The 20,881-nt window shown below is 43.7% G+C and carries 19 protein-coding genes; 7 read left to right on the forward strand and 12 right to left on the reverse strand.

Features of this window, described 5'->3' with window-relative positions; genetic code table 11:
* Positions 1-31 precede the first annotated feature (31 nt).
* A complete protein-coding gene (locus AACV78_RS24705) occupies positions 32-994 on the forward strand; it encodes a glycosyltransferase family 2 protein (RefSeq protein WP_194008133.1) in 963 nt (320 codons plus the stop codon).
* Positions 995-1,189: 195 nt separating this feature from the next.
* Here AACV78_RS24705 and AACV78_RS24710 read toward each other — a convergent pair whose 3' ends face one another.
* Together AACV78_RS24710 and AACV78_RS24715 are read right to left on the reverse strand one after the other, a co-directional pair.
* Positions 1,190-2,098, reverse strand: a complete 909-nt coding sequence (locus tag AACV78_RS24710; protein WP_194008132.1) for a DMT family transporter — start codon at positions 2,096-2,098, stop codon at positions 1,190-1,192.
* 384 nt (positions 2,099-2,482) lie between these two features.
* Positions 2,483-3,496, reverse strand: coding sequence for a Gfo/Idh/MocA family protein (locus AACV78_RS24715; protein WP_194008131.1), 1,014 nt, complete (start codon positions 3,494-3,496; stop codon positions 2,483-2,485).
* 436 nt (positions 3,497-3,932) lie between these two features.
* On the opposite strand from AACV78_RS24715, the gene AACV78_RS24720 reads away from it, so the two are divergent.
* The gene (locus AACV78_RS24720) at positions 3,933-4,232 is read left to right on the forward strand and encodes a ferredoxin (protein WP_193971396.1); all 300 of its coding nucleotides are present in this window, start codon (positions 3,933-3,935) and stop codon (positions 4,230-4,232) included.
* A 262-nt stretch (positions 4,233-4,494) separates the two neighbouring features.
* Here the strand turns inward: AACV78_RS24720 and AACV78_RS24725 are convergent, their stop codons facing one another.
* The 6 genes from AACV78_RS24725 to AACV78_RS24745 all read right to left on the reverse strand — a co-directional run bounded on the left by AACV78_RS24725 (position 4,495) and on the right by AACV78_RS24745 (position 11,429).
* Positions 4,495-6,150 carry a SpoIID/LytB domain-containing protein gene (locus tag AACV78_RS24725; protein WP_194008130.1) on the reverse strand — a complete coding sequence of 552 codons (1,656 nt, stop codon included), beginning with the start codon at positions 6,148-6,150 and terminating at the stop codon, positions 4,495-4,497.
* A 565-nt stretch (positions 6,151-6,715) separates the two neighbouring features.
* Complete coding sequence (locus AACV78_RS24730) at positions 6,716-7,906, reverse strand: M20 family metallopeptidase (protein WP_194008129.1); 1,191 nt, start codon at positions 7,904-7,906, stop codon at positions 6,716-6,718.
* Positions 7,907-8,050: 144 nt separating this feature from the next.
* On the reverse strand, positions 8,051-9,811 hold the full coding sequence (locus AACV78_RS24735) for a DUF2326 domain-containing protein (protein WP_194008128.1): 1,761 nt from the start codon (positions 9,809-9,811) through the stop codon (positions 8,051-8,053).
* Positions 9,808-10,077: an ABC-three component system middle component 6 gene (locus AACV78_RS28810; protein WP_333152021.1), complete on the reverse strand. Its 270-nt coding sequence runs from the start codon at positions 10,075-10,077 to the stop codon at positions 9,808-9,810. Before AACV78_RS28810 ends, AACV78_RS24735 begins: the two co-directional genes overlap by 4 nt.
* Positions 10,074-10,706: a hypothetical protein gene (locus tag AACV78_RS24740; RefSeq protein WP_194008127.1), complete on the reverse strand. Its 633-nt coding sequence runs from the start codon at positions 10,704-10,706 to the stop codon at positions 10,074-10,076. Before AACV78_RS24740 ends, AACV78_RS28810 begins: the two co-directional genes overlap by 4 nt.
* Positions 10,707-10,709: 3 nt before the next feature.
* Positions 10,710-11,429 (reverse strand): hypothetical protein, encoded by a 720-nt coding sequence (locus AACV78_RS24745; RefSeq protein ID WP_194008126.1) that lies wholly within the window; start codon positions 11,427-11,429, stop codon positions 10,710-10,712.
* 97 nt (positions 11,430-11,526) lie between these two features.
* Here AACV78_RS24745 and AACV78_RS24750 point away from each other — a divergent pair, with 97 nt between their 5' ends.
* From AACV78_RS24750 to AACV78_RS24760, 3 genes are all read left to right on the forward strand, one after another.
* Positions 11,527-11,769 carry an NACHT C-terminal alpha/beta 1 domain-containing protein gene (locus AACV78_RS24750; RefSeq protein ID WP_228042002.1) on the forward strand — a complete coding sequence of 81 codons (243 nt, stop codon included), beginning with the start codon at positions 11,527-11,529 and terminating at the stop codon, positions 11,767-11,769.
* 149 nt (positions 11,770-11,918) lie between these two features.
* A complete protein-coding gene (locus tag AACV78_RS24755; RefSeq protein ID WP_194008125.1) occupies positions 11,919-12,128 on the forward strand; it encodes a hypothetical protein in 210 nt (69 codons plus the stop codon).
* Positions 12,125-12,391 (forward strand): type II toxin-antitoxin system RelE family toxin, encoded by a 267-nt coding sequence (locus AACV78_RS24760; RefSeq protein ID WP_194008124.1) that lies wholly within the window; start codon positions 12,125-12,127, stop codon positions 12,389-12,391. Before AACV78_RS24755 ends, AACV78_RS24760 begins: the two co-directional genes overlap by 4 nt.
* Before the next feature lie 4 nt (positions 12,392-12,395).
* Here the strand turns inward: AACV78_RS24760 and AACV78_RS24765 are convergent, their stop codons facing one another.
* The 4 genes from AACV78_RS24765 to AACV78_RS24780 form a co-directional block, all read right to left on the reverse strand.
* Positions 12,396-12,932 carry a hypothetical protein gene (locus tag AACV78_RS24765; RefSeq protein WP_194008123.1) on the reverse strand — a complete coding sequence of 179 codons (537 nt, stop codon included), beginning with the start codon at positions 12,930-12,932 and terminating at the stop codon, positions 12,396-12,398.
* The gene (locus AACV78_RS24770; RefSeq protein WP_194008122.1) at positions 12,933-13,130 is read right to left on the reverse strand and encodes a hypothetical protein; all 198 of its coding nucleotides are present in this window, start codon (positions 13,128-13,130) and stop codon (positions 12,933-12,935) included.
* Positions 13,131-13,378: 248 nt separating this feature from the next.
* Entirely contained in the window at positions 13,379-15,163 is a 1,785-nt protein-coding gene (gene aspS, locus AACV78_RS24775; protein ID WP_194008121.1) for an aspartate--tRNA ligase, read from the reverse strand.
* 160 nt (positions 15,164-15,323) lie between these two features.
* Positions 15,324-15,929, reverse strand: coding sequence for a hypothetical protein (locus AACV78_RS24780; protein WP_194008120.1), 606 nt, complete (start codon positions 15,927-15,929; stop codon positions 15,324-15,326).
* Positions 15,930-17,170: 1,241 nt separating this feature from the next.
* Here AACV78_RS24780 and AACV78_RS24785 point away from each other — a divergent pair.
* Positions 17,171-18,517, forward strand: a complete 1,347-nt coding sequence (locus tag AACV78_RS24785) for an AAA-associated domain-containing protein (protein ID WP_194008119.1) — start codon at positions 17,171-17,173, stop codon at positions 18,515-18,517.
* Between the two features lie 342 nt (positions 18,518-18,859).
* The gene (locus tag AACV78_RS24790) at positions 18,860-20,596 is read left to right on the forward strand and encodes an ABC transporter permease (protein WP_194008118.1); all 1,737 of its coding nucleotides are present in this window, start codon (positions 18,860-18,862) and stop codon (positions 20,594-20,596) included.
* Positions 20,597-20,881 lie beyond the last annotated feature (285 nt).

The raw sequence follows: 20,881 nt of genomic DNA on the forward strand, positions 1-20,881 counted from the left end.
TTTAACCCCTGATTATACAACAGAAAGTCAGATGAAAAATAGACCTAAATATTCCTTAATAATTCCCATCTATAACGAAGAAGAAAATCTCCCTGAATTATACCGGCGAATTAGTGGGGTGATGGAGCGCCTGGACGGGCCAGTGGAATTAATTTTAATCAATGATGGTAGTCGCGATCGCTCTCTCGACATTTTGCGAGAATTGCACGAACAAGATTCGCGAATTTGTTACCTCAGTTTTGCCCGCAATTTCGGCCACCAAATAGCTGTAACCGCTGGTTTAAATTTTTCTACTGGTCAAGTCGCAGTCATCATGGACGGTGATTTGCAAGACCCGCCTGAACTGATTTTAGATATGATAGAACAGTGGCGGAGCGGATATCAAGTTGTTTATGCCCAGCGCACTCATCGCCGTCAAGAAAGTTGGTTTAAGCGGTTGCCAGCTTATATGTATTATCGCATTTTGCGGAATCTGGCTGATGTTGATATTCCGATAGATACGGGGGATTTTTGTTTGATGGATAGGTGCGTGGTGGATGTGCTCAATGCAATGCCGGAACGCAACCGTTATATTCGGGGGCTGCGCGCTTGGATTGGTTTCAAACAAACTGCTGTTAAGTTTGAACGAGATCCGCGTTTTGCTGGCGATGTTAAGTATACTTTCAGCAAATCTTTTGCTTTGGCGATGAACGGTTTAGTGTCTTTTTCAAAAGTGCCTCTGCAACTGTCGATTTATTTGGGTTTGTTTTCGGCTTTGGTGTCTATTTTAATGGCTTTTTTGGTTTTGTACTGGCGTCTTTTCTCTCCGAGTACGGCCTTAACTGGTTTGACAATTATCATTATGGCAATTTTCTTTTTGGGTGCGGTGCAGTTGGTCAGTATTGGGATTTTGGGTCAGTATATCGGGCGGATTTACGAGGAGGTGAAGGGGAGGCCGCTTTATACGCTGGCTGAAGTGGCTGGTTTTGGCGATCGCCCAAAGTCGCCTAAATAATCTTAGCAAACAACAGTTAACTATAGCATTTCGAGTTCTCATATGAAGTGCCACTGGGCATTGGGAATTGGGCGTTGGGCATCGGGAATTGAGCATCGGGCATAAGGCATACCTCACTTTTTTGAGAACCGCTATACTGATAGCGCATTTTACCTAATTGAAAGAATAAAAAGCAGAACAGAAATTTTGTTCTTATCACAAATCTGCTGCTTGCTGAATTGATGCTTTTTTCCCTACTGCTACACAGATCACAACTAAACAAGCGCTGCCTAGGGCGATCGGTTCTATAGTTTCACCAAGCAAAATTGCCGATGCTAGAATAGTCAAAAATGGTTGCAATAGCTGAAGTTGCCCTACCCTGGCAACTCCTCCAATAGCCATCCCTTGATACCAGGCAAAAAATGCTACAAATTGACTGATAATACTAACATAGGCAAAACCCAACCATGCCGTTGGTGCAGCTATTAATCCATGTTGTATGACCATAAATATTGTAGGCAAAATCTCGAAGGGAGCGATAATGATCAATGCCCAACTGATAACTTGCCATCCACCTAAAGTTTTAGCTAATTGCCCACCTTCGGCGTAACCAAAAGCAGCAGCAATGACTGATGCAAATAAAGCTATATCTGCGGCTTGGAGTTGCCCTGCACCAGTAATAATTCCAAAACCAACGACGGTTAAACTCCCGGCGATACTAGCAATCCAAAAACTAGAAGATGGGCGATCGCCCGATCGCAAAACTCCCCCTACTGCTGTTGCTAAGGGCAACAATCCTAATACCACAGCACCGTGGGCGGCCGGTACTTGCTGCATTGCCCAAGCTGATAATAGCGGAAATCCGAGCACGACTCCCAATCCGACCATTGATAAACTCCACAATTGCTGTTTGGAGGGAATTGGTTGATGCGTTATCCGCAGAGTAAAGGCTGCTAGTATAGCTGCTACTAATCCGCGTCCTAAACCTACAATAATAGGATCTAAATCCTGTACTGCGGCTCTGGTTCCTGGAAGTGTCAAGCTGAAGCCAACTACGCCTAAAAAACCGTAAATTAGCCCAATTGTTTCTGGCTCAAATTGATGAGAGTTCCAGGGTAATTTCATTTTTAATATATTTGTTAGGTCAGATATAGCCTTTCTGTGATCTCATAGGAGGTACTATAGGGCATAGGGCATAGGCCGCCGTGGCCCGCGCCGGGCATAAGGCATACCTCACTTTTTTGAGAAAGGCTATAACGCTCGGCGGTTGATACCGCTACTATAGCAATCCTTGCAGGAGTCGTAAAATTTTTACCCCACCCCAACCCTCCCCGCGGGTTCGGGGAGGGAGTAAGAAATTCACAAATGATTTAGGATTGCTATATACAGATAAAACTAGCCTCCGCTGCTTCAATAACTGGCAATTAAAATTACGTTGTTTGATTCAATCTTCTGAGAGAGAGGAAAGTTTGTACAAACATGGTTTCAACTGCCGTTTGATCGGAATAGTTATGAATTGTCGATCGCCAATTTTTGATTAGTTTCGCTCGATCGCTTCGCAGCATCCGCCACCTTCAAAGCGTACAAGCTACTGGTATTCTTGACATACAACGGCGTACCGTTTAGCAAACAGTCTAACACCACCTCGGTATCTTTGGCAAACAAACCGCGCCGCGTTCCTACTTTGATGGTTTGCCGATTTTCTCCTTGAATTAATTGACCGGATTCTGGAGTAAAAATCAGCGTTCCTGCTTCTCCGTAGATGGTAAAAATGTTTTCCGACTGCCAAAAAGTCTCTCCTTTTCCGTAAACCGCTTCAGCGAGAACGCCATTGGTGAAGCGTAACTGTGCGTTGCACAAACAAGCTTTGTAGAAATCCGGCTGAGTGTCCCAAAATTGAGTTTGACAGTTAACGCTTGTCACTTCTCCGAACAAGTCTGTAAATCGGTGCAGTCGAGAAATTGCACCAATTAAGGGAAAACCAAATAGGGAATGTTGAAAAGTCCAGCGCTCAGGTACGGAACGCACAGAGGTAATTGTAACGTAGCGGGCATAAAAAACTTTACCGACTAATGGCAAAGATTCTTTGATTGAGGAGTGCAAACCGCCTAACAATTCGATGTGTTCGATGTGGAGGAGTTTTTGCTTTTGGGCCGCAAGTTCGATCGCCCTTTCGCCCTCAGACAGTTCTAAAGATAGAGGATATTCCACCACAACGTGCTTGTCATTTTCCAGGGCGGCGAGGACAATCGCCCCGTGATCGCGGTTCACCGTACAGACAATTACCAAATCTAAATCGTCTCTTTCTACCAGCTTGCGCCAAGAAACCGCAGCTTCAGCGCCGAAAGTTTGGCAAAATGCTGCGGTTGTCTCCGGGTTGTGGCCCGCAACTGCTACCAAGTTCGATCGCGCGTCAGCTACCAGCGTCTCGGCCCTCAACTTAGCCGCAAAGCCAGTACCCACAATCCCGACGCGAATTGGGGAATTTAGGGAAAAACCAAAGCCAGCATTAATTTGAGTCATAGGATTTAGATTTTAGATAGTTACAGACTTGCGGTGTAGGGGTTTAGGGTTTTATTGCCCAAATTTTAGGCACAGAAGACAAACTCAAGCAAGCTTTGGGGAAAGTCGATCGACTTTCCCCATAGCAAAAAACGGTTATTTGGACTGTAGGGCTCAAAACAGGATTTTTCCCCCAAACCCGGTTATTTTGCGTAAGTCTTGCAGCAACAGTATCACAAGGCTGAGTCGCGCATAGGTATAAGTAATCAAGATGAAATTAGAAAAAGTTATAACGAATCCCATTCAAATTTTTTGTAAATGAGTGTTGCAAGCTTGCTTCTTTCCCCTAATATCATAAAGGGAACGAACCTAATAGTTAATCTCAGAGCTCATACAGCCTTGAAGGTTGCATTAGGAAAAATTATCAATATTGTTGAATTTTTGAGAGGATTAGTGCATGGCAACTTACAAAGTTACCCTCATCAGCGAAGCCGAAGGAATCAACCAGACCATTGACGTTGATGACGATACTTACATTCTAGATGCTGCCGAAGAAGCAGGACTCGACCTCCCGTATTCTTGCCGCGCTGGAGCTTGCTCCACCTGCGCCGGCAAAATCACATCAGGCGAAATTGACCAATCTGACCAATCTTTCTTGGATGACGACCAAATCGAAGCCGGATTTGTTTTGACCTGCGTCGCTTATCCTAAGTCTGATTGTACGATCGAAACTCACCAAGAAGAATCTCTTTACTAAGTAAGGATTTTCGGCGCGATGCGTTAAGTAACCCGGTTTTTCGTTGTCGTAATTGAGCTCAAATAGCTCAATTACGTTAAGAAACCGGGTTTCTGCGTTACAGACACCGGTTGAAACCGCTATTTGTCAAACAAAACCCGCAGGCGTGCGGGTTGAAGCAAAGACGGTTAATATTAGGTGATTTTCTTCAGTCCGCTTGGTATGGACTTCGTTTGTCGAGGCGCGATTTCCATCGCCTACTCTGATGGCGACTCTGAATAAACTATTCCCGCCAAAATGTAATGGAATCGTTGAGGGGGACAACTTGAGCGCCGGGAAAATAAAAGCCCAGAATTCGATCGCCACTCCAGCCCAAATTAGCTAAATTGTAAGAACCAGTCTGACTCATTCCCACGCCGTGTCCGAAACCGCCTCCGACAAAAGCATAACCGTTGAGAGTTTTGTCTGGATTGTAAATCGGTTCTAGATAAAAAAGCGTGCTAATCGGCGGGTAAAAAGCATTGCGAATCTCATCTTTTTCGATATCGATGGAGCCCAAGTCAGTTTGAACCTTCATTTGCAAAACTCGACCAGCGGGCGACCTTTCCACCACTTCCACCTGAGTGAGAGTTTTAAAATTAGCTAGCGGGTGCTGTTTCTTTTGAAGATACTGTTTGAGAAATGCCCCAATCGATGTCAAAGAAACTTCTTCGCGCCAGCGGAAAGTGTCTTCTTTTTCCTCATTAAACCCTGTTTTGAGAGTCATAAAGCGGCGGAAGTTGTTTTCGTCAGACAAGCTCTGCTTTGACAAATCCCAGACGTTCTTGGGGGAATCGATAATCGATCGCAAATATGGACGTTCCGGGCCGTGCCACACATCGCCAAAAGTAGCTGTCACGCCACCGCTGGACGCGGAATAGAGCGCGTCTACGAGCTGATTTTGATAAGTTAGCACTAAACCGCTCGTTTGGGCGATCGCCTTATCGCTCTGCGGATAAACCTCCGTCAAACCCTTATAAACCTGACAGTTAACATCAGCGCACAACTCATAATTATCCACAGCAAACCGGCGCAAGTTTCTCAGGGCGTAGGTTCTCGCTAAAATAGTTTGAGCGATAATCGAAGCGTAAGGCGAAAAAGCCCCAATTTCGTGAGGAACAACACCCCGCAAATAAGTTTCCGTCGGCACCTCATTAACTAAAGTATAAGTGCCGTAAGAATTTTTTTGCAGGTGCAAACTGCCACCATAACGGCGAGTTTGTTGAAGAGCTTTTTCTGGTTCAGTAGCTGTCGCCTCTTGGGTAGTTTGTTCCAATACCTCAATCGTATTTTTGCCCGCCGTCACATCCAACTCATTGCGGTTGAAACGAAAGCCATTTAAAATCCAAAATGCTTGGGGTATTTGTTTGATAACTTTGGAATCTAAAAAAGCTGTTTTGTTACCTTGAGCTTGCAAACTTTGCAACAGCCAGCGCCGCACTATAGGAGAATTATAAATATCTCTTTTTGCCCAAACTTGCCAGCGCAAAGGTTGAGCAATTTCTACATCAATACCCTTAGCGCGCCACTGATTGGCGCTATCTTCTGCGCTTTCAAAACTGCGGTGGGAGCTCAGAACAACTCGTTCTTCTACTAATGGCGATTGCAGGGGTTTATTGGCAATTTCTAGCTTGATGCTGGGAGCAGTTTTGGTTTCTGTCCCTTGAGGAGTTTTGTAACTTAATGTTAAGCTGTCGCCCGGTAATGCTTTCAGCGTGAGTTTGTCGGTGGCTTTATTACCAAACCGCTGCACCACGCCAATTTTGATGAGTCTATTTTGGGGATTTTGGGCGTTTCCCGCAGCGCCCAAAATCGGCAACAGGCACAATGCGGCGAATACAGTGCGAGAAAGGCAGCTAAGCCATTTGTAACTTGGAGTTGGAGGTGTTTGAGCGAACACAGTTATCTGTCTCCAGATAGTTGAAATTTGGGGAGTTTTGATTGTACGTTAGCACATTTGGCGGCTGCGGAGAGGGGAATTGCCGAAGATCGGCCAATATACTTGGGCTAGTCGCGATCTCAGAAACCGGGTTTCTTGCGTGATTTGTCGCTACTAAACGCACAATTTCCAAGAATACCCGGTTTCTAGCCTCCCACGATCAGCCCTGAAACTGTCCAAACTGCACTAACTAATATAGCCTTTCTACCGAAAGATGAGGTACTATGCGGGATAGGGCATAGGCCAAACCGGGCATGAGGCTCTCCTCACTTTTGTGCGAACCGCTATATTGTGTCTGGTGGATTGATAACAACAAGATTAATGCGATCGTTCGGACTTCAGTCCTCTAATTTGGAAAAAAACTGAATTCCTGACTGCGAACCTATGTTAATTTTGGGTAATTTAACGGCAAAGATATATATCAATTCCGGTTGCACTCATACATGATGTTAACAGTTAACAGTTAACAGTCAACAGTCAACAGTCAACAGTTAATTTACTATTCCGATAAACAGAGGATTTGATATCACTTAGTTGCTGGCTGTTTCCAATACTGACAGGCGGCATAGGCTAAGGTGACAGCGCCGGTCACAATAGCCGCTTCATCCACCTCAAACTGCGGGTGATGCAGGGGATAGTTGGGTTTGTCAGTCAGTCCCACTCCCAAGCGAAACATGGTTCCCGGTGCGTGTTCTAGATACATTGAAAAATCTTCCGCGCCGAGGGATGGTTCTGGTAAAATTTGCACGCGCGATCGACCTAAAGCTTCTAAAGCTGCAGTTTCGACTAATTGCGTCAGTTTTGGGTCGTTTTGGACTCCGGGCACGCCGCGCTTGTAGGTGAGTTCGTATTTTGCGCCGTAAGTCGCGCAGACGCTGGAAACGATTTGTTCAATCCAAGCCGGTAGTTTTTCGTGGGTTTCGGGATGCAGCGATCGCACGGTTCCCAATAATTTTACGCGATCGGCAATCACGTTGGGCGCTCGTCCGCCGCTAATTTGCCCGATCGTCAAAACCACAGGCCTCAAAGGATTTTGCATCCGGCTAATTGCCTGCTGCAAACTGGTAATTACTTGAGAAGCTATCCAAATTGCATCGATCGCCTCGTGAGGACGCGCACCGTGGCCGGATTCGCCCATTACAATCACTTCTAGGTCATCCGCCGCCGCCGTCAGTGCCCCGTGGCGGATACCGACACAACCGCCGGGAATCGTCGGAAAAACGTGCACTCCGAGGATGCCGTCAACATCTTGCATCGCTCCATCTTTAATCATCCATTGAGCGCCTTGGGCAATCTCTTCTGCAGGCTGAAACAAAAAGCGGACGTTACCGGGCAATTTTTCTTTTAACTTCGACAAAATCATTGCCGCGCCCAAACCGACTGTGGTGTGGATATCGTGGCCGCAGGCGTGCATCACTCCCTCGTTGCGGGAGGCAAATTCTAGGTTAGTACGTTCTTGAATTGGCAAAGCGTCCATATCGGTGCGAATTGCCAGCCACCGGGACTCTGTGTTGTCAACTTTGAGCTCGCCGAGCACTCCTGTTTTGCCGATTCCTTCTATGGCGCGGACTCCGCTGGATGCGAGAACACCGGCTACGTAGGCGGCTGTTTGGTATTCTTGGCCGCTGAGTTCGGGGTGCGAGTGGATGTGGCGGCGAATTTCGATCAAGCGGGGTGCGAGGGTGGCGGCTAGTTCTTGGATGCGGGCAAGAAGCATAGATTATCTTGGGGAGAGCTGTAGTTAACTAGGTTAACGCATTACATCAATAAAATGGTTCAAACTATTTTTATCTTTCATCGCTCTGGAGCGTTCTGAGTTTTCTTCAAATTGTACCTCATGTGGCTCCAAGCCACTGTATTTCTAAAAGAGAATGCCTAGTAGTCCACTCTCATCACTTTCGTCTGTAAGTCTAAGTCTTACAAAGGAATCAAAATCAAAATCTGCTGCAAACTCAGCGTATGGAACCATATCGGAGTTTAAAGTACAGATATATTGAAAGCCATATTTTCTAGATTCTCTATCGGCCAATTCAAGAGCAAGTCTCACTTGTCTCTCATCAACACCATCAAAAATGGTACTGTCATGAATTAATATACGTGGTGAAGGATCGCGTTCAGACCAAAGCTGTGCCAGCATTAAGTCATAAGAAAATATTTTCATGTTATCGATACCTTCGCTGCCATCACGGCTAATCTCTACATTGAACTGAAAACCATTGTCGCCTACATTAATAATTAACCTTCCTGGGACACCGTAAAGAAATCGAGAGTTTGTATTGAATAAATCTATAGCCCGATTTGCTTGAACACGTCGTTCTTGATAGTCACTACGTGCGCGTTGTAATACACGTTCTTTTTCAATCTTTAAAGCACTTTTTCCTTCTTCAAACCTATTTAACTCTTCTATACGTTTTTTGATATCGTTTAGATTAGATACAGTTTCTAGATAAAGTTCTTGAAGTATTGTGTACTCTTCTAAAGCACCATGTGTTTGTAGCACTTCCAATAAAGAAGCACGTTCTTCTATTTTTTCACGTATGAGAATTTCTCTAGATGATATATCTCTCCTGATACGATCAATTTCATTCGATAGAAAATCGCGACGATTTTCTATAAGTCTACGATGAAATCTTTCAACTTCTTCCAATCTTCTAACTACCAAACCAGGAAGTTCAATGCCGACACTTTCATATATATTAGTCACATCCTCTGGAGACGGCTCATTTTCTGCTTCCAGGCTAGATTGATAAAATTCTAATAATTTCTTTTCTGCAATATTGTTATTAGTTGCTTCATGAATTTCCGCAGTCAACCGATTTGTATTAGCCTCTAGTTCGTGGTATTGATCAGCTACGCGAAAATTACTTAATGTTTTTTTTCTCTCGCGTAACTGTGACTCTACTTCTACTTTTAAAGCTTCGAGTTCCCCTAGAGAACCCAAGATGCCAATTGCAACTCCTGTCTCTGTGTCTTTTTTTAGTTTTTTGATATTATCCAGTAATTTTTGTCGATCTTTTAAAAGTTGTAAATCTCTCGCATCTTCCCAAGCCAAACCTAGTAAAAAAGCATTATTAACTTGCTTTTCCCACTCAAATTGCTTTCTGTGATGTTCAAACGGAGTAGAAAATGCGTCTCGTCCACGGCGGATAAAATAAGAAATTAGCCCTCTAAATGTAGGTTTGAATTTTTGATCTTCATTATTATCAATTGGCAAGTCAAACAGAAGATTTCCTAGTAATGCTTTCCATTTTACCAGGCTTATAATTTTTTTCCCTTCTTTTTCTTTCGGCTGAATAGGCCATGAAGTAGTATCTCCTTCAATTGCTACCTGATTAGATTCCTGCTTATCAATACTTCTAGTAACTGTAATAACTTTATTAGCAAGTGTAATGTCTAGGGTAAATGCCCAGCCTTGTAAATTTTTAGAACCCAGTCCTTTAGCTCTTGGTAATGTAGCTCCAAGGCAAAAGTGAATTATTTCAATTAAAGTTGATTTACCTAAACCGTTACGAGAGTCTTTGCTTCCAGACTCTTCTGTACGATCGGCCAAGACTACATTAAAGCCTGGTCTAAATTCGACAGCTTTAAATGAAGCATGATTACAGCGAACAGCATGAATCATCGACGACTCCTACGAAGTATTCCTGCATCCATTTCAATTGCCCCAATAGCGTATAGGATATCCAGAGTCAAAACAAACCGTTCAAAGGTTGCGACTTCCGGCATCGTGGAAACAGCACTCCAAAGTGATGATACTGTTCTCGGTTGATATAAATGTTCTATTATTTTAGCACCTACTCCCAACAAAGAGCGACGGGTAGAGATGTGTTTTGTAGGTAAAATCCTTGAGTAGTTATATGTAGAAGCTGCCTCTGTAGAAAGAGTCATCTTTCAAACACCTCGCACTTTTCAAAAAGATAGTAAAGAACTGCTAAGCCAGCCGCTTTTAGATCGTAGTCTGAGCTATGATGGCAAGAAAATTCATGTAAGGCATTAAATAGAGCATTTCCCTCTAATCCTATTCCTTGGAGTCTTTGATACTCAGTAACGAATCCTACTTTTAGCCTTTCTGGAAAGTCAGGGATTACATTGACCATATTGTCAACAAAGTTGCTAACCATCTTGGCTTGAATTACCCCTGTCATTAATCTTGATTGAGCAGCCCCAGTCAGTTGATTATTAAACATTTTTTCCAAAGGAGGAGTAACTGAAAAGTTAGTATCAGAAGGTATGGACATACAAATAATTCCCTGTGTCACTATATCCAACTCCTTGAATGTAATATTTGTCATTGCACGAACAAGAGAATTTTTATCTTGTTGACTTTGACCTAGGGAATTTAATTCGACATTATAATTGCCAACCCTACTTTTAACTTCCTCTATGTCCTTGTTGAATTTGGTTTTCTGCTGTGGCTCTGAAGCCAAACGCAAACCCTCTTCTAATTGCTTCAGTAGTTTGTATTCCTCTTTTATGTTTTCTTCTAAATCATTCTTACGTTGATGGTGCGGCTCCACGATTTACCCCCCTATAAGCCGCAGCCGCGCCATAAATTGTTTCAAAGCTTCTTTGAGATTTATTCCTGTACCTAGCTCTAATTCACCTTCATAGTCCAAGATAAAAGGAATAAGAGGCACCGCAACCTTTAATCTATGCTTAAAATCCATTTGAGGTGCATTAATCACTTCGACGATATCTCCCTGACTACCAGGCAAAGTAACAGCGCGTTGTTGTAATATACTTAAACCTTCCTGGATACTCGATAAAATATTCTGCATTTCTGCATCTGACACTTGGTTAGCTTCTATTGCATCTAACAAAGCAGAAATGGTAGTCACTTGAGATTCATTCAACTGATTTGTGATTGCAGAAATAATATTTTTTTCACCAGCCTCATAATGGGCTAGTAATCCTTGTCGCAGGTGGTTAATGTTTCCATAAATAGCTTTCTGCCCAACATATAATTGGTCTAATTTCTTGTTCATCTGTTCTAACTGCATAGCTACGCTGTGCATTTGTACAGTTGATTCACCAGTTATCTGCTGATGCAGTTGATCGTATTCCTGCTGATAGCGATTCGCTGATTCCCTTAATTGCTCAATTGCTCGATTATATTTACCCTTGCGACGTGGATCATCTTCATCGCGTAAGGCATCTTCGTAGTCTTTGAGTAAAGCAAAATCTTTTTTAATATTGTCTTCCAAATCTTTCAGTCGCCGGGTAAGGTTGGATGGTTCCATTGGATCAGCCTTTTGCTTTTACAAAAATGATTTGTAAATAATGTAGCACTTAACGCACGTGTTTGGACTTGCGATCGCACTAATACCCTGACGCACCGTGTTCTTTTGGCAACTCCTAGACAGCGACAAACACCCCATCCTCATCTTCTACCAAGACCCCACATCCCCCGCCGCCCAAGGTTTGAGTCCTACTTTCCTCAATGCTCTTACCCGCTTCGACGGTACGCTTTGTGTTGTCGCAGATACGTCTCACCCACCGCTGCAAACCTTCTCGCCCCATGACTCGGATTTACTTCAAAGTGTCGTAAATTGGCTCAAAAGAGTTCATTTAGAGTCTTAAAGAAACCGGGTTTTTGGCCACTTCTACGAGGCGCAGCGAATAATTCTCAAAAAAACCCGGTTTCTGGCCACTCGCGAACTGAAGTTGGCTAAATTTCTCCTGTTTTGTGATATGATTAAGACCTTAAAAAAATAGCACACAAAAAAGTTATGTCTAACATTACTCTAGACGAAACCAAGCTTAAAGAATTGCTCAAAGCAGCTATTTTTGAGCTGTTAAAAGAACAAAAAGAAGTCTTTTCGGAAATTTTAACCGAAGCCCTAGAAGATATAGGGATGGAAAATGCTATCAAAGAAGGTGAAAATACTGAAACAGTCAGCCGCGAGCAAATATTCAAAATTCTGAAGGGACAACCATGAATGTTGAGTTTAAAAAGAGCTTTGAAAAGGATTTGCTCAAAATTCTTGATGCCGACTTGTTTGAAAGAATTCAGGAAGCGATAGAAGATGTTGAGAATGCACAAAAATTAAATGAAGTCAGCAATCTTAAAAAACTCAAAGGCGATGGAGATTACTATCGCATTAGGCTGGGAGATTACCGCATCGGTATTAAAGTTAATGATGGCATAGTCTGTTTTGTCAGGATACTGCATAGGAAAGAGATTTACAGATACTTTCCGTAATCATTTAACGTTCGTGAATTGATTTACATTCCCAAAATAATCCAGGCCCAACCGTCAAAACTTGTTCTGTTGGCATGAACAATTCCCAATAGGGAAGTCCAGAATCATCTGGGAAATCTGGCTGTAAAATTAGTTGGTAATCACCCTCAAAAACTAGAGTGAGACTAATATTATGAGCACAAATCACAAAATCAATCAATTCTTTATTTTCCAATTGCTGCAAAAGTTTTTTGACAGCATCTATTTCTACCTCATCTATTTCTAGCTCATCTATATCTACTGGCAAGGAAGAAGTTAAAATGCGATCGCCTTGCTTGAAAACCCAAGGTGTTGCCCTTGTGCCAAATTGCCAACTACCTTTGCATAGATGTGCTAATTTTGGGTGAGTATAGGCAGACATCTCACCGAAATCTAGCCGTAATTCATCCCCATAACTAAATATAACCTGATGACAAATTTCTCCGATCATCGGTTTAGTAATGACTGAAATAATTTGCTCGATATTTGGTTTCTGATTAGCAATGGATGTTTGAATAGCCATTTAAATATCCTCTAAAAATTCTTTTGCTTTCTGGCGGAGTTCTTCATAGGTAAAATCGCCTCTACGGTTTAAAGTTCCGCCATAACCATTTTTCTTTTCTTCCTCAATGAATAAACCAAAAGCAATCCTTAATTCACCTCCCATCTTAAACTCCCTAGCGATCGCATCAACCTGTTTAATATCGCGTTTTCTACCCATCAATATTATCTGCTAAAATATCTTGTAAGATTTCTAAACCAAAGAAACCGGGTTTTTGGCAGTTTCTAGGATGTGTGGCGAAGTATTCTGGAAAAAACCCGGTTTCTCGCCACCCATCCACTATTCATTGAAGGTATTTTACATCTCGCAATCCTTGCAGGAGTCGTAAACTTTTTACCCCACCCCAACCCTCCCCGAACCCGCGGGGAGGGAGTAAGAAATTCACAAATGATTTAGGATTGCTATACCTATGTTTTCGGTACGTAAGTCGATCGCACTTGCAACTCCTTCAACTGCTTATCATCCACACCAGCAGGCGCATTCGTCAGCAAACAACCAGCCTGTTGAGTCTTCGGAAACGCAATCACATCGCGAATCGAATCCTCGCCCGCCAACAGCATCACCAACCGATCCAAACCGTAAGCAATGCCGCCGTGGGGCGGAGTTCCGTACTCAAACGCATCCAACAAAAAGCCGAACTTATTGTAAGCTTCCTCAGTCGATAAACCGATCGCCTCAAACACCTTTTCCTGAACATCCCGCTGATAAATCCGCAGAGAACCACCGCCCACTTCTGTGCCGTTTAACACCAAGTCGTAAGCTTGAGCCCTCGCCGTCTTCAAATCGTGAATATCGTCAGGATGCGGCGCAGTAAACGGGTGATGGATAGCTTCTAAACGCTTCTCCTCAGCGTTCCATTCAAACATCGGGAAATCTGTCACCCACAGCAGATTCATCTTCTCTTTGTCAATCAGTCCCAATTCGTTACCGACAAACAAACGCAATCTATCCAAAGTCTTATTGACAGCAGTCGCGTCGGCTGCTGCAAACAACAACAAATGACCTGGTTTCGCGCCCGTGCGATCGAGCAATTCCTGTTTTTGCGCTTCCGTCAAATTATCCTTAATTGCGCCGATCGTATCAATTTCGCCATTTTCCCGCACCCGGATAAAAGCCAATCCCTTCGCACCCGCTTCAGTGGCTTCCTTAAACAAATCGCCTTTTTTAATCCGTTCGTTAGAAAAAGCCTCATTCCCCCCCGGAATCGGCAAAGTTTTCACAATTCCGCCCGCAGCAATCGCGCCAGAAAATACCTTAAATCCCGAATCTTTCATCAAATCGGAAACATCGATTAATTCCATACCGAAACGAGTATCCGGTTTGTCGCTACCGTAGCGATCCATTGCTTCGGCGTAAGTCAAACGCGGGAAAGGACGGGGCAATTCTACACCTTTGACACTTTGGAAAATTTGGCAAACTAAACCTTCGTTTAATTCGAGGATTTCTTCTAAAGACATGAAACTCATTTCCATGTCTAATTGCGTGAATTCCGGCTGTCTGTCGGCGCGCAAATCTTCATCGCGGAAACAGCGGGCAATTTGATAGTATCTGTCGAATCCCGAAACCATTAACAATTGTTTGAACAACTGCGGCGACTGCGGCAAAGCATACCATTCGCCCAAGTTGACGCGGCTGGGAACTAAATAATCTCTGGCACCTTCGGGAGTCGATCGAGTTAAAATCGGCGTTTCAATTTCCATAAAATTGCCGACATCTTCCAGGTAGCGGCGCATAGCTTTGACAACTTGGTGGCGAAGCTGCAAATTGCGACTCATACGATCGCGCCGCAAGTCCAAATACCGATATTTCAGCCGCAAATCTTCCCGCACATTTTCATTATCCGCCGTGGAAATCTGAAACGGTAACTGCTTGCGTACCGCATTTAACAACTCAATTTCGTCCGCGTAAATTTCTACTTCACCCGTAGGTAATTTGGGGTTGAGGGAATCTTCGGGCCGGCTGGTGACTCTACCGGTAATTTTCACCACGTATTCGCCGCGCAAAGACTCAGCGCCGTGATAGGAGTCGGGGGTGCGTTCGGGATCGCTGACAATTTGCACAATACCCGATCGATCGCGCACATCGAGAAAAATCACTCCGCCATGATCGCGGCGGCGATCCACCCAGCCGTAAAGGGTGACAGTCTCTCCGATATGTTTGCTTCGCAGGTCGCCGCAGTAGTAAGTTCTCATGGTTCGGGGTTTTGGACTAAAAATAAAGCTTTTTTATTATGCAGTATGGCTGAACCTTTTGCTGAATGCAAATTAAAGGGCGATCGCTATTAGCCCGCCCAGCTTTGAAACCGGGCGGGCGGGCTGTAGCGCAAACATTGCCAGATTGTGTCCAATCTTGCTAGGAATCGCCGCCATTGTTGCGAGACTTCTCAACAAACGCCGTTAGCGAGTTCCATGCAGACTTAGCCGTTTCCTTCAAGCGAGTACCCAGTGACTCAATTTCTCCCACAACAACGTGCCAATTTTTTTCAGTTTGTTTCTGAATGTCGTCAACAGCTTGTTCGATGCGAGATCGTTCGACCAATTTATTTTGTTCCACCGCTTCTCGCGCTTGTCGCACTGCTTTCAAATAAGCTTCGCGACTGACTTCGCCGGCATCTTGTACCTGCGCTTGCGCCCGCGTTTTAATCGCATCAAGTACCAGCCAATTTTTCTCGGATTCTTTTTTGATCAGGCTGACTGCTTCTTTCATTCTGTCTTTGGCGATCGACTTATTTTCGTCGATCGCCTCACTGGCTTTCGTCACAGCTTTCAAATAAGCTTCGCGGGTGAGTTCGCCGGCGGCTTGAAATTCGGCAGCGGCGCGTTTTTTGATTGATTCAAACAAAGCCGCAGTTTCTGCGATCGTTTCATCAGTCGCATCGGGCATCTCTTGTTTGACGATCGCCGTCGTTTCGGGAGTTACCTCTACAATTGTTGTTTCAGTCACATTTGGATCTGTCATATCAATTATCTCCTTTCTTAAATCCGCTGGGAATGGACTTTGTATTTATAGCGCCAGAATTCATTCTGACATTTTAGCATTGAAGCCGCCTGTCGGATATCGCCCACTTGCAGGTACGGTTTAGCGCACTTAAATTTATGATAATTCCCTTCACCTAACAACGCACAACAAACTTAATTTTTCAACATCAAAGTTTAAAATTTAAAATTTCAATTTTGCCCCTGCAAATCTCCGACATCGCTAGTCTGTAACAATTGGTGACTTTTTTGGGCGTACAGCCAAGATTGAGGAAATTTGTATCGATATATAACCCATTTGACATTTTTGAGTTTGTGGGTTGGGTGACGATAAATATAGAGAAAAACTGGTTTTTGCTATTTACGCAAGGGGCGAGAAACTGGGTATTCTTGGAGTTTTTGGTTGGGTGACGAGAAATATAGATAGAAACCCGGTTTCTGAGATTTACGCAGAATAGATATCAAATGGGTTCTATACTACTTTTTTAACTTACGGTTTAGACTCCAATGTCTTGTAGCGCGATCGAGCTTACAGCATTGCCATTTTTTACTGGGTAGCCAGTGCCATATTTGGAGTAATCGCCGTTCAGTTAGGCAGCATTTTAACACGAATTGGCAAATATATCAAATACCGTTTACATCTTTACATTATAGAGAATCGAGCACCTGTAAAAAACCACCAATGCCTAAGTCCGGCGAGTTGTCGGCAAATTAAAGATAATTTATATAGAATTACTCATTGTAGCAATAATATTGAAAATTAATCTCAAAATCCAGTTTTTTTAGAGAAACCAAGTTTTGGCGATCGCTCATTATTTCAGCTTTAATTGATATCTCGCAGATTTTACCCATTGTCGCCAGCAGGTCTTGCTAAAAATGAGTTTATAGGGTATAGGTATGGAAACCCAAGAATCAATTTTAAGACTAGCGGACGGGAATTCCTGTCTGCAGACAAATATCCGTTGTCAGTTTACGATCGGGGCTATTTCATTCTCAGGAAAATCAGGATTTTGTAGGGGTCGTGGATGGTGCGGGCCGACCCTCCCCTGTCTAGGAGGGCGATCGCGGGAGGATTGCCCCTACAAAGAATGAAATAGCCCTGAGTTTATGATATTTTTGGTCTAATGACCAATGACTAATGACCAATGACTAATGACTAATGACCAATGACCAATGACTAATGACTAATATCTAAACTTAAACAACAAGCGAGGGGGTTTAGCTGTGATAGCTAAAACAGCAACAGAGTGCCTCATTACCTTAAAAGGCGTTAGCAAAGCTTACCAGCAGCCAAACGGTCAAAAAATTTCTATTTTAGAGCAAATTAATTTAGAATTGCGATCGGGCGAAATAGTAGCTTTGCTCGGCCCTTCCGGGTCAGGTAAATCAACATTAATGCGGATGATAGCCGGACTAATTCCGCCCAGCGAAGGTCAAATTTTCTACCACAATCGTCCTTTGATCGGCTTAAATCCTGGGGTGGCAATTGTATTTCAAAATTTTGCTCTTTATCCCTGGTTGACGGTACTAGAAAATGTAGAATTAGGATTAAAAGCTAAAGGAGAAATGCCCGAATCGCGCCTCCAAAAAGCCTTGAAGATGATTGATATTATCGGTTTGGACGGATTTGAAAATGCTTATCCTAAAGAACTTTCTGGCGGAATGCGGCAGCGGGTGGGATTTGCTAGAGCTTTGGCGGTGGAACCCGAACTGCTTTGCATGGATGAACCGTTTTCAGCTTTAGATGTTCTGACTGCTGAAAACTTGCGGTTTGAGTTATTAGATTTGTGGCTGGAAAAAAAGATTCCCACCAAAGCTGTGTTAATCGTAACTCACGGGATTGAGGAAGCGGTTATTTTAGCCGATCGCATTGTAGTCCTCGGCCGCAATCCGGGGCGAATTCGCGCCGACTTGACCGTGAATTTGCCGCACTACCGCGATCGCAAAACAGCCGAATTCCAAACTCTCGTAGACCAAGTTTACAAAATTCTCACCAATCCCGAATTGAGCTGCTTCACGATGACAGCACCCGCTGAAAGTACCGCTACTACTGCATCTGAGCCTCAACCCGCCCCAACGCCTAAATACCAATCTCTGCCGCAGGTGCGAACAGGTGCGATCGCAGGTTTGCTGGAACTGCTAGAAGACCGCAAGGAGAAAGACCTCTACCGCCTCGGTCAAGAATTAATGCTAGAGGTAGACGACATTTTGCCGATCGTCGAAGCAGCAAAATTAATGGAATTCCTAGTAATCCAAGAAGGCGACCTGCTTTTAACACCAGTTGGCCTTCAATTCATAGCCGGCGGAATTGACCAGCGCAAACAAATTGTCCGCACCCAAATTATCAGCAACATTCTCCTCGTACAGCAAATTTATAGAATGCTTCAGGCCAAGCGCAATCACCGCATTTCAGAAGAGTTAATTCTGGATATTCTCGAAGCCCACTTTAGCCCGAAAGAAGCAATAAGACAATTGCAAACCGCGATTGATTTGGGTCGCTATGCCGAATTGTACAGCTACGACGAACCAGGAGGCGAAATATTTTTAGAATCAGAAGTCAACAATCAGTAGTCAATAGTCAGTAGTCAGTAGTCAGTAGTCAGTAGTCAGTAGGGGCGGTGGATGGTGCGCGGCCGCCCTCTTAGTTGTTAGTTGTTAGTTGTTAGTTGTTAGTTGTTAGTTGTTAGTTGTTAGTTGTTAGTTGGCAGTTGTTAGTTGTTAGTTGTTAGTTGTTAGTTGGCAACAGTCAACAGTTAACAGTTAACAGTTAACAGTCAACAGTCAACAGTCAACTGGTTGACAATGCCCAATTCCCAATTCCCAATTCCCAATCCCCAATCCCCAATTCCCAATTCCCAATTCCCAATGCCTAATTCCCAATTCCCAATTTCCAATTCCCCATAACTAATAATTATGACAAGACCCCTAATACCCGCCAATCAAACTTTAGAAAGATCCGCTTGGACTTGGCAAGACGGCTTGCTGATTCTAGCGATATTTTCTCTAATTTTCGTAATCGTTCAAACAGCATCTCAATTCAACGGTGAGTACAACCCTAACTTTAAAATTGAGACTACACTAAATGTCTTGCCAGGGTATACAGCCCAGACTCTTTTACGCATGACAGCCGCCTATTTTTTATCCTTGCTATTTACCTTAGTTTATGCTTACTCTGCTTACCGTTCTGCCCTAGCTGCCAAAATTTTAATTCCCTTGTTAGATATTTTACAGTCAATTCCGGTTTTATCTTTTTTGCCCGGAGTTGTTTTAGCCCTAGTGACTTTATTTCCAGGTCAAAGAATCGGCGTAGAACTCGCATCGATTATCTTAATATTTACTGGAATGACTTGGAATATGACCTTTAGTTTCTATCAGTCGCTTTCCGGCATTCCGCAAGAACTAAAGGAAGCTGCACGAGTTTATCGCCTCAATGCTTGGCAGCAATTTTGGACGTTAGAATTGCCCGCTGGTGCGATCGGACTGGTGTGGAACAGCGTCATGTCAGTGGCTGGCGGGTGGTTCTTTTTGATTGCGATCGAGTCTTTTACCTTGGGCGACAAAAATTTTAATTTGCCCGGACTTGGTTCCTATTTGGGCAAAGCAGCCAATGAAGGCAATTTTGGGGCGATCGGCTGGGGTTTAGCAGTATTAATTGGTGTGATCGTGGCGATCGACTTTTTTATATGGCAGCCTTTAATTGCTTGGGCAGAAAAATTTAAATATCAAACCGTGGAAGCTACCAACGTACCGCAGTCAAAGGTGTTGGATTTTTTAAGGCGATCGCCCACACTGCGGGTGTTGAAATCGCGGATTTCGCCCCTAGGCGACAGTTTCGATCGCACTTTAGCCAGAGGTTTTGCACCTGCTAACTTACCAACAAGCGATCGCCCGCAAAGCCGCCTCGGAAATTGGATAAATTGGCTGTTTCTGTGCGGGTTTGCCGCGATCGTGCTTTGGGGAACATGGGAAGCAGTGCTGCTGCTCAGGTTGCTGAGTTTTTCGGACTGGCAAAAAGTCATGGGAGGTGCATTTTTTACCGCTTTACGAGTCATTTGCGCCCTATTTTTATCGCTGTTGTGGACTGTACCCCTCGGAGTGGCGATCGGGCGAAATCCGCGTTTAGCTCAACTTTTGCAACCCTTAGTACAAATAGCCGCTTCTGTACCAGCAACGGCTTTATTTCCTGTATTGCTGCTAGCTTTAATTCACGCAGGAGGCGGCTTACAAATAGGTTCTGTGGCGTTGATGATGTTGGGTACAATGTGGTATTTGCTGTTTAATGTAATTGCCGGCGCTCAATCCATACCATCGGAATTGTTTGAAGCCGCACAAGTTTACAAGCTTTCACTAATTCAGCGATGGAAAACTTTAATTATTCCCGGAATATTCCCTTACTTAATTACAGGAATTATTACGGCGGTAGGGGGAGCTTGGAATGCGAGTATTGTCAGCGAATACGTGCAGTTTAAAGGTGAAATAATTAAAACAAGCGGCTTGGGCGAGACGATTTCTGAAGCCACGGCATCGGGTAATTTTCCTCTGCTATTAGCAGCTACTTCTGTGATGTCGCTGCTGGTGGTATTGACTAACCGTTTGGTGTGGCGGCCGCTTTACCGTTTGGCACAAGAAAAGTATCAGTTATTGGTTTAATTTGGCTGTCAAATAGGATGGCAATCTAGCGATCGACTTTCATTAAATCAGCAACTAATTATTGTCGCAAAGCTACCATTGAACTTGAAATGATGCAGTTAATCGGTTCCCCGGATCTTCCTGGGAACCTATGCAAGCGAGGAAGAACCCCGGCACGCGATTTAGTCGGCATAGCCGATCGCTCTGCGTTACCTGGTATAGTTCAAAAGCGCCCCATTAACTCCAAAAATATATTGACAACATTTGTTTTATTTGTATAATATAATCGACCAAATATTTATAGGA

Origin of the sequence: Tychonema sp. LEGE 07196 (genome assembly GCF_963890365.1) — a bacterium.
Taxonomy (GTDB): domain Bacteria; phylum Cyanobacteriota; class Cyanobacteriia; order Cyanobacteriales; family Microcoleaceae; genus Microcoleus.